Here is a 10,051-nt window from a genome sequence, read left to right on the forward strand (position 1 = left end):
GTGGTAAGATGTAAGGGTTGTAAGTGGTAAGATGTAAAAAGAGTCAATTAAAATCAGAACATGAAAAAATTACTAATCCTACTTTTTGTTGTTATGCACACACTTTCTTTCGCTCAGGAAGTGATAAAGCCTACCACTGAGTTTGTCATCACAGGAAAAGTCCACCAAGAAGTTACTATTTCCATACCGACCTTAATCAATTTGAATCAAATCCAATAGCAGATTTGGTCATCACCAACCATCTAGGAGCCGAGAAAGGAACTTCTGAAGGATTTGAGGAATCCCCATCAAAGACATCATGAAAGACACCATGTTAGATGTAGAAAGTCCAAATTTGCTGAGTGAGCTTTACTTTGTGCTGCAAGCTTCGGATGGGTATAAAGTCGTCTATTCCTGGAATGAAATCTACAATACCTCTACGGGTGACAACATTTACTTGGTCACGCAAAAAGAAGGAAATGCAATCAGCGAAATGGACAATAGAATCTTGATGATCTGCACTTCTGAATTCAAAACCGGGAGAAGAAATGTAAAGGGATTAAACAAAATCCAGAGTGGAAAGAGTTGATTGATTTTAATAATTATCCTCAATAATGCCAGTAACCTTCTTTTCTTTGCATTGAAAGACCGAAATGGCCTAAATGCTTGATTTTAACAAATTTTGGTATTCTTTTATTTCTTTACCGGTAGAAAAGCGGATTTACATACTGCTTTATCTTTTACTGGTAGAATAATGGATAATCCAACTAAACACTTTTGAAATAGCCTTTTGCAAGACTTAATTCTCCTTTCTTTTGCCGTCAGTCTAAGGATCATTTCCAATCCACTTGGCAATGTCTATCAAAAACAACTTACACAACAAGGGGCTCACCCACTTTGGGTTAATTTTCTTACCTATCTCCTACTTGCTTGTGTCTGCTTGATAGGATTGAGCTTTTTGAAGTTGGGAGAATTAGGTCCTGACTTTTGGCTTTATTCTATACTTGGAGGGGTTTTCGGATCAATCGGAAATGGACTTTTAGTCAAAGCACTACACAAAGGTAACCTGTCCATTCTTGGTCCAATCAATTCCTACAAAGCTATTATTGGTTTGATTTTCGGGGTATTTCTTTTAGGAGAAATCCCAAACCTGTGGGGGATTTTTGGCATTGGGATTATCATTTACGGCAGCTATCTGGTCCTTGATACCACGGAGGAACGTTTTACTCCTGCATTGCTTAGAAATAAGGAAATCCAATTCCGAATCGGAGCAATGATTCTGACGGCTGTGGAAGCAGTGTTTGTAAAGAAAGTAATCCTTGCCTCTTCGCCTACCATCGCATTTATTTCTTGGAGCATTTTTGGGGCAGTATTTTCTTTTATCCTGATCTTAGCCTTTAAAATCAACATAAAGCGTGAATTTAAACATCTAAAAAGGGATGCTTTGGTTAAGCTCCTTTTATTGATTATATGCATTGGCACCATGCAACTTTCTACGAATTACGTCTTCGAAAATATGGACGTAGGCTATGCACTTTCTCTTTTCCAACTCTCGATTATAGTCAGTGTCTTGTTGGGCTATAGAATTTTTCAGGAAAAAGATATCGCCAAAAAAATCATCGGTTCGGTTATCATGATAGCTGGTTCGGTGATAATCATTTTGTTAAAAGGAACATAAGGTTCGGAATGGCTCAATTTTGATTTCCGAAATGACGATTACTCCTCCTCCATATTCCGCACATCCACACTCACCCTCATTTCCTGTTCACTCCCACTATATACGATTCCTTTGAGCGGAGTCACGTCTGCAAAATCACGCCCCACCGCCACTCTGATATGTTTATCATTAACCAATAGATTATTGGTGGCATCAAACTCCACCCAATCATGTCCTGGAATATATACTGCAATCCAAGCATGAGAAGCATCTGCTCCTATCAACTTGGGTTTTCCCGGTGGTGGCAAAGTTTCAAGATAACCGCTGACATATCGCGCAGACAATCCAATCACCCGTAAGCAGGCCAATGAGAAATGTGCGAAATCCTGACAAACACCTTTCTTATGCTTAAACACTTTCTCCAGCGGAGTACTGATGTCTGTGAAACCCGGCGTAAAAGCAAAATCATGGAATATCCGTGTGTTCAAGTCCAGCATTGCTTCCATTATGGGACGGCCAGGGGTAAAGGATTTCAATGCATATACGCTTATCCCAGCTACAAATTGGACATGGTTAGATTCCAAATAATATTGCCGAATGTCAGTGGATGACTTGGTGGAGTGCAGCAAGTCAACCACTTTCTCCCAAGGCATAGTTTCTGCTGGTTTGATCGCAATCCACGGCGGCGTGGAGAGCTCTACCACACTCTTAGACTTTACAGTCAGATTCTTATGAGATCTTTCTACTGAAAAATACAAGTATTTATTTCCGAAAAAATCTGTTCTCTCTATTTCAGAACTCGGTTTCGGGCTGATCTCACAGCTGTATTCCTCCACATTTTGAAAGGAAAGCTCAGGTGGAATCTGAAACATCAAATTGTGACATAGGGTCGCCGGAAACTCATAGATGTAATCTGTGATATGAGTGACTTTATATTTCATGTGCTTTTACTTGCTTTTTTATTGGACACACTTGCCTGCCGGCAGGGAGGTGGAATCTCGCATGGAGTATAATCGTCCCTATGTGAAACACTTGAATCATGCTCGATTTCATATCTCAGGAATTGCAGAGGATTGAATCATACTGTATCTGGTATCAGTGTGACTAAAATATTTCTCATAAATCGAATCCGAAGTCTCATGAAGAAGTCCAATAATTTGATTCAAAAGAGAAGTCATCGCATCAAACTCGTTGGATAGCTGATTCGCAACTGAAATAGTATCAATATCACATAATCTTATTTTGGTGATAGCTTCTAGTAATTTCTTACGCTCAGTGCTGAATAGCTCCTTTTCATCTTGATTTGGAAGTGTTTTCAAATGATTATCAATTTCCAATAATTGGAAAATCAGCGATCTGGGATTGTCTTCATGCAAGATCAATAAACTCAAAACGCCATGCATTTCCAGATTTGATCTATAGCGGTATCGGTAAGTCACCAAGCTTTCATTGCAGCGTAAGGTATCCTCCATCAACTCCTTGTTTGATTCGGAATCAAAAGATTTATTCAGCATTCCTTTCAATATCAGACAGTTATTAGCTGCCGACTCAATAAATCTCCCAATATTCAGCAAATGCCAAGTTGGCTCACGAGTCATGTTATCAATATTCAATCCGTAAAAAGCCATCAATTTAATAACCATGTTATCCAAGCTTTGATATGCCTGCGTCAGGGTTGTATTCGATTTTCGCATTCGCGCGAGTTCTTCAGAAATACTGTCCAAAATTCTCCAAGTATCCAAACTCAATCGATCGCGCACCGAATAAGCGTTGGTAAGGAAAGACTGGATGGAATAGGCCAAGCTACCCGATTTATACACATCATGAACCAGAGCTAACAATTCAGATTCTGGATTTTTCAGATTCTTTTTCAAAGTAAATCCAGGCAAAGTACCTGTCATCACGGTGAGCGTTTGAAGTAATGTGCTGAGAACGGGATTTTCATGGATATGAATATCCTCGTCAGCTTCATTGTAAGAAAGCAGAGTCATACGCATCAAGCGTACAGAATATGCCGCTCTCTCCAGATACCTGCCCAGCCAGAACAAACGCTCTCCTGTTCGACTTGGCAACACGCTCCGCACCAAAAGCTGAGATTTTATTGGCTTCGTAACTAGTGACACAGTATCCTTTGCCTTGCCAAGCACCCAGGTGTCCTTACTGATTCCTCCTGTCTGATTTGAGACCAAAAAAGCACCCTTTTCTGGAGAACTTCTGGACAATCCACCAGGCATTACTTTGTAGTTTTTATTCTCAGAATCAGCTACTACATAGCTTCTAAAGACTGCATTTCTTGCTTCCAGTTTATTATTGATCCAGGAAGGTGTAGTAGAAAAATCAACCATCTCCTGACCCACATACATAAATGGACTGCGACGAATCTCTCGCTTTAAAGCTTGCAATTCCGCTTTTGACAGATCACCCCCAAAAATAGATTTCTTCTGAGTACCTCGATAAATATTACGGATCACCAAACTACCTATATGTTCAAATACATATTTCATTTCGGTTGGCTGACCGCACCACCAAGTGGCTACAGAGGGCAGAATCAGGTCTTCACCCAAAAGATGCTTGCTGATTTCAGGCAAGAAAGCCATTAAACCAGGGTTCTCTAAAACCCTGCATCCCAACGGGTTAATCACCAATACTTTTCGCTGCCTTACCGCCTCCATCAAACCCACAACTCCCAGATGGGAATCATTTTTGTATTCCAGGGGATCACAAAAAACATCATCTACACGGCGGATAATCACATCGACTTTTTCCAATCCTTTGATGGTTTTCAGCCAAACATACCCATCGCTCACAGTCAGATCTTCTCCAAAAGCAAGGGTAAATCCCATAAAGGAAGATATGTAAGCGTGCTCAAAAAAGGTCTCATTTGTAGGACCGGGAGAAAGCAATACTACTCTGGGATTTTCCTTATTATTTGTCGTGAGATTACTTAGCGTGTTTTTAAAGGTCTGATAATAGGAAGTGATTTTACGCGCATGGTTTTCCCGGATTAGATCCGGGAAGACACGCGTCATGGCAGCTCTATTTTCAAATGTATAGCCGGAACCGGAAGGAGCATCGGTGCGGTCATGAAGCACCCACATTTTACCATTGGGTCCACGCGCCAAATCAGAAGAATACTGAATGAGTTGCTGCTCTCCTTCCAACTTGATGTTGTGAGCTTGTCTCAGAAATCCGCCATGATTGTAAATCAATTCAAATGGAATATGGCCTTCTTTGATCAACGTCTGATCGCCATATAAATCACTTAAGATCAGGTTTAACAACTCCGTTCGCTGAAGCAAGCCTTTCTCAATTCCCTCCCATTCTTCACTATTGAAAACCATCGGAACAGGATCCAATATCCACGGTCTATTCATCCCATTGGGATCGCCATAGACATTGTATGTCACTCCATTTTCACGCAATTGACGACCAACTTCCTCATGGAATTGCCCCATACGCTCAGATCCAATCTGCTCGTAGTATCTGGCTAAGCTCTCCCAATGAGGATGTATTTTACCTTGGTCGGTGGCCATTTCATCCAGAAACGGCTCATTATTGAACATTTTGTCAATAAGATAAGACTCAATCATACCTCAAAATTGAACTAAATAACCTTGAAACAATAAAAAATCATCGTTTTTTATACCGTCTGAGATCCATAGTATAAGGGAATTCTGGATTTACAATCTCATGTGATTCATCATAAGTTGTTTTCACATTCATTTTGGTGATATACCTGCCTGATTTCTGATCATCCATGATCGTCTTAGGTGCATTAGGTGAAGGGTTTATGGTGTGACCAAAGTCAAAAAACCGCGAAATTCTACGGGATTCCGCTTCATTACTGTTTATGGGGAAATTATCATAGCTCCTTCCTCCCGGATGAACGACATGGTACTGGCATGCTGCCACTGATTTCTTTGTCCAGCTATCATACAAATCAACAACCAGTGGGGTATCAATACCAATGGTCGGATGCAACGCAGAATGAGGCTGCCAAGCTCGATAGCGAATCCCTGCTACGTACTCACCTTGAACTCCAGTATTCTTCAATGGAATTCTATGTCCATTGCACAGCAAATGATAGCGGGAATCTGTCAATCCTGAGATTTTAACCTGTAATCTCTCCAGGGAAGAGTCCACATAACGAGCCGTTCCTGTACTGGAAATCTCCTCTCCCAACACATGCCATGGCTCGATTGCCATCTTCATATCAATATGAATGTCTTCTACTTGTAGCTCCCCAATAAAAGAAAAGCGAAAAGAGAAAAATGGATCAAACCAAGCCAAATCAAAATCATATCCAGCTCCTTTCAAATCATTGACCACTTCAAGCATATCCTTTTCGCAGTAGTGAGGAAGCAAAAACTTATCATGCAGCGAAGTGCCCCATCGAACGAGTTTATGATCGTATGGCTTTTTCCAAAACCAGCTCATTAAAGCCCGTATCAAAAGCAACTGAACCATGCTCATTCGGTAATGTGGAGGCATGTCAAATCCTCGGAATTCTAAAATCCCCAAACGTCCACTGCTGGAATCAGGTGAATATAGCTTATCGATACAAAATTCCGCCCTATGAGTATTTCCTGTGATGTCAACCAACAAATTCCTGAATACACGATCCACCATCCAGAAAGGAATTTCATTCTCCTTGCCATTAGGAATTTGTTGAAAGGCTAATTCAAGCTCATACAACATATCATCTCTTCCCTCATCCACTCTAGGTGCCTGACTAGTAGCCCCAATAAATTGCGTAGAAAACAGGTATGACAAAGCTGGGTGGTGCTGCCAATAGGTAATGAAGCTTTTTAGGACATCTGGTCTTCTCAGCAGGGGGCTATTCTCAGGTGAAGAGCCTCCAAGCGTAATATGATTTCCTCCACCTGTTCCTGTATGCTTTCCGTCCACATTGAACTTCTCACTGATCAGCCGTGATTCGCGGGCTTTTTCATAGAGAACACCATAATTATGAGTGACCTCTTTCCAGCTTTTAGCTGGCTGAATATTCACTTCAATTACTCCTGGATCCGGAGTAATCATCATTTTTTCGATTCGTTTATCCGATGGCGGATCATATCCTTCAATCAAAATCGGAATTTGAAGTTTTTCTGCGGTACGTTCGACTGCACTGACCAAGTCAAGGTAATTCTCAATGAGATTGAGTGGAGGAAAGAAAATAAACAGTTTCCCTTCTCTTACTTCTACCACTAATGAAGTTTTGAAAATCCGCTCTGAATTCTTAGGTGGAGTTTTATATATAGTTGATTTAAGCTCTGAATCAGGTAAGTCAGGTACCTCAGCAAATAAGTCTGTTTCAGGTTTGATTGGTTCCTCTTCCGGTGGAGTGAACTCAATAGAGTCCAGGGGCAATCTTAATCCGGCGGGGGAATTCCCCGGTACTAAAAACAAATCTTTTCTTCTGAATTCCCATCGACAACTTTGCCATAGATTTTCTTCCAAATCCCATTCCAGTGGAATAGAAAATGCAACTGGTTTATCTAAGCCTTCATTGAGTAGTTCCGCTAATTTCTGGCGCTCAAGAGGTGATTTGAGATCGTATTTATACGGATCGATATTTACAGGAACTTTCCCTTCCTGCCAGATAAAAAAGAACGGATCTTCATACAACGGTGTCAAATTACTTTTGTCAAGATTCAGCTGTGAAACCAATTCTGACATAAACTTTTCCGCATCCTTATCGCCCATTCCATAATCTTTCGACAAATCAGCCATCAAAGCATCATTGTGCCACATCGGCTTACCGTCTTTTCTCCAGATACAAGCCAATTTCCATCTTGGCAAAGGTTCCCCAGGATACCATTTTCCCTGTCCATATTGCATCAAGGCACCAGCGCCGAATTCACCTTTTAGCTTATGAAATAGTGTATTGGAAAGACTTCTCTTATGCTCTCCGTCAGCGTCGGTATTCCATTCCGGTGCATCTTGGTTGTCCACTGAGACAAAAGTAGGCTCTCCTCCCATTGTCAGTCGCACATCGTTCGCCTCTAAATCTTCGTCAACAAGGTCACCAACTGCCAGAATCTTTTCCCATTGCTCTTCTGAGTATGGTTTGGTCACCCGGGGAGTTTCCTCAATTCTAGTCACTTCATTTTTGAAGAAAAACTCAGTCTCTGTGGGTTCAGACATCCCCGTAATCGGTGCAGCATCCTGAGGACTTGGTGTACAGGCAAGCGGAATATGCCCTTCTCCTGCGAATAACCCTGAAGTAGAATCCAATCCAATCCAGCCCGCTCCAGGCACATAAACTTCCGTCCACGCATGCAAATCTGTAAAGTCCTCTTCAGGCCCAGATGGACCATCGAGAGATTTTTCATCTGATTTCAACTGAACCAAGTACCCTGAAGCAAATCTAGATGCTAATCCTACGTGGCGTAAAACCTGCACCAACAGCCAAGCAAAGTCTCGACAAGAGCCTGAGCCAATTTCAAGAGTCTCCTCGCACGATTGTACGCCAGGTTCCATGCGGACATTATATCGCAATTCCTGATTGATCATGGCATTGATCGCCACTAGGTAATCCACTGTAATAATGTCTTTCGCAATCAAAGCTTTAGCCTTTTGGACCAACTTCATCAGCAATGGATCAGCTTCTTTGATCTCTAGATATGGACCAAGTTGCTTCTTTACGCTTTCGTCGTACTCAAAAGGAAATTTATCAGCATACTCTTCCACAAAAAAATCAAATGGATTAATCACCACCATGTCAGCGATCACCTCCACGTCAATTTCAAAGTATTTCACTTTTTCAGGAAAGACAATTCGTGCGAGGTAGTTACCGAAAGGATCTTGCTGCCAGTTGATGTAGTGATTCTCAGGCTTGATATTCAAAGAATAGCCCTTGATATGTGTTCGGGAATGTAGTGCAGGTCGCAAGCGAATCACTTGTGGGCTTAAAGCAATGTGGCGATCGTACTCGTATTTGGTATAGTGCCGGATAGCGACTTTGATAGACATAGGCTAGGTTGAAAATTCTGTTTCAAAAAGGATCAAATCATCAATTAAACAAAATGATTTGGGTTATCTGGGCTGCTCGTTTTACTTGTAATTTAAAGTAAGAAATGAGAGATCACAGCATATGACTGAAGAAAAATCATTTCTGTTTAAAATTATACTTGCTTTAACTTAATGCTGATTTTAATCAAAATTTAACAATTGATTCAAATTCTTCTTCGGTAAGTAAACATTTCTATTTAGTTTCAATGGATGGAAAAAAAGAAAAAGAAAATCCTTGTAATAGATATCGGAGGTTCGAATTTAAAAATCCTGGCAACAGGTGTCGCAGAACGCATTAAAATACCATCTGGAGCTGATTTCAAGCCTGAAGAGATGGTTGAGTTAGTAAAAGAAAATGCATCCCAATGGGAATACGACCTGATCACGATAGGTTTTCCGGGTGTGGTCAGAGAAAATAAAATTGTCTCAGAACCTGTGAATCTTGGCGAAGGCTGGAATACCTTTGATTATCAGGCTGCTTTCAATTGCCCGATTAAGATTATAAATGACGCCGCTATGCAGGCTCTTGGAGGTTATGATGGTAAAAAATTACTTTTCCTAGGCTTTGGAACTGGACTTGGTACAGCTATGGTCATCCACAATACCATTTTACCCATAGAAGGCGGGCATCTTCCTTATAAGAAAAAAACTTTTGAAGAGTATGTAGGCAAAGAATACCTGACGAAAAGCGGTTCGAAAAGATGGGAGAAACACGTACTCAAAACGGTAGAATACTTCAGGGCAGCTTTTCAGCCGGATGATATTCTATTGGGTGGCGGAAATTCAAAGTTGCTTACCACTGTTCCTGAAGGGTGTCGATTAGGGACCAACGAAAATGCATTCAAAGGCGGATTTCGATTTTGGGAAGAGGATTTCAATATCTAATATTTCAGAAATTAAGAGCATCCTATTTTTTCGTACTTTAAAAGCGATTGATGTTAGGACCTCAATTGTTCACTCCTCCCAAAATCCAAACCTATGAAACAACTATTTCTGTATGCTTTTGCGATTCTCATTTTTTCAAGTAGTTGCCAAAAAAAGCAGGAAGCTGCAGAAATCCTTTTAGTAAATGAACAAGTCCGTGCAAGAATTGACTCTACTCTTTCGAGTTTTGTAGAAAGCGGAAATATCGCCGGAATCTCAGCCTTGATTTTCGAAAAAGATCAAGAGGTTTAGTACAATGCCTTTGGCCGGTGTAGTTGGTGAATTCTTTTGGGATGGAGCTGCCAGCACACTTTTTTGGGTAGACCCTGTAAATGAAATTTGTGATTATACGGTATCTTGCCAGTAGAAATTTATATGATCAAAAATTCAAAGACACCTTGAATTAGGTTTACTCCGGTCTTCGGTCATCGGTCTTCCAACCCATTGACCAAAGAGAATTCGCTTACTGGCAGAAAA

8 protein-coding genes are annotated in these 10,051 nt (G+C 40.9%); 5 read left to right on the forward strand and 3 right to left on the reverse strand.

The window, feature by feature from the left end:
* The first annotated feature begins 60 nt into the window (after positions 1-60).
* The 3 genes from BVH04_RS25595 to BVH04_RS22995 all read left to right on the forward strand — a co-directional run bounded on the left by BVH04_RS25595 (position 61) and on the right by BVH04_RS22995 (position 1,657).
* Positions 61-219 (forward strand): hypothetical protein, encoded by a 159-nt coding sequence (locus BVH04_RS25595; RefSeq protein ID WP_169714494.1) that lies wholly within the window; start codon positions 61-63, stop codon positions 217-219.
* Between the two features lie 79 nt (positions 220-298).
* A complete protein-coding gene (locus BVH04_RS22990; RefSeq protein WP_086543812.1) occupies positions 299-568 on the forward strand; it encodes a hypothetical protein in 270 nt (89 codons plus the stop codon).
* Positions 569-769: 201 nt separating this feature from the next.
* Entirely contained in the window at positions 770-1,657 is an 888-nt protein-coding gene (locus BVH04_RS22995; protein ID WP_086543813.1) for an EamA family transporter, read from the forward strand.
* A gap of 38 nt (positions 1,658-1,695) precedes the next feature.
* On the opposite strand, the gene BVH04_RS23000 is transcribed toward BVH04_RS22995, so the two are convergent.
* From BVH04_RS23000 to BVH04_RS23010, 3 genes are all read right to left on the reverse strand, one after another.
* A complete protein-coding gene (locus BVH04_RS23000; protein ID WP_086543814.1) occupies positions 1,696-2,577 on the reverse strand; it encodes a transglutaminase family protein in 882 nt (293 codons plus the stop codon).
* A 108-nt stretch (positions 2,578-2,685) separates the two neighbouring features.
* Positions 2,686-5,226: a circularly permuted type 2 ATP-grasp protein gene (locus BVH04_RS23005; RefSeq protein WP_086543815.1), complete on the reverse strand. Its 2,541-nt coding sequence runs from the start codon at positions 5,224-5,226 to the stop codon at positions 2,686-2,688.
* A gap of 40 nt (positions 5,227-5,266) precedes the next feature.
* Positions 5,267-8,611, reverse strand: coding sequence for a transglutaminase family protein (locus BVH04_RS23010; RefSeq protein WP_086543816.1), 3,345 nt, complete (start codon positions 8,609-8,611; stop codon positions 5,267-5,269).
* A 249-nt stretch (positions 8,612-8,860) separates the two neighbouring features.
* On the opposite strand from BVH04_RS23010, the gene BVH04_RS23015 reads away from it, so the two are divergent.
* Positions 8,861-9,535 carry an ROK family protein gene (locus tag BVH04_RS23015; protein ID WP_086543817.1) on the forward strand — a complete coding sequence of 225 codons (675 nt, stop codon included), beginning with the start codon at positions 8,861-8,863 and terminating at the stop codon, positions 9,533-9,535.
* 93 nt (positions 9,536-9,628) lie between these two features.
* Positions 9,629-9,826, forward strand: coding sequence for a hypothetical protein (locus tag BVH04_RS23020; RefSeq protein WP_086543818.1), 198 nt, complete (start codon positions 9,629-9,631; stop codon positions 9,824-9,826).
* Positions 9,827-10,051 lie beyond the last annotated feature (225 nt).

The organism is Algoriphagus antarcticus (assembly GCF_002150685.1).
In the GTDB taxonomy this organism is placed as follows: Bacteria; Bacteroidota; Bacteroidia; order Cytophagales; family Cyclobacteriaceae; genus Algoriphagus; species Algoriphagus antarcticus.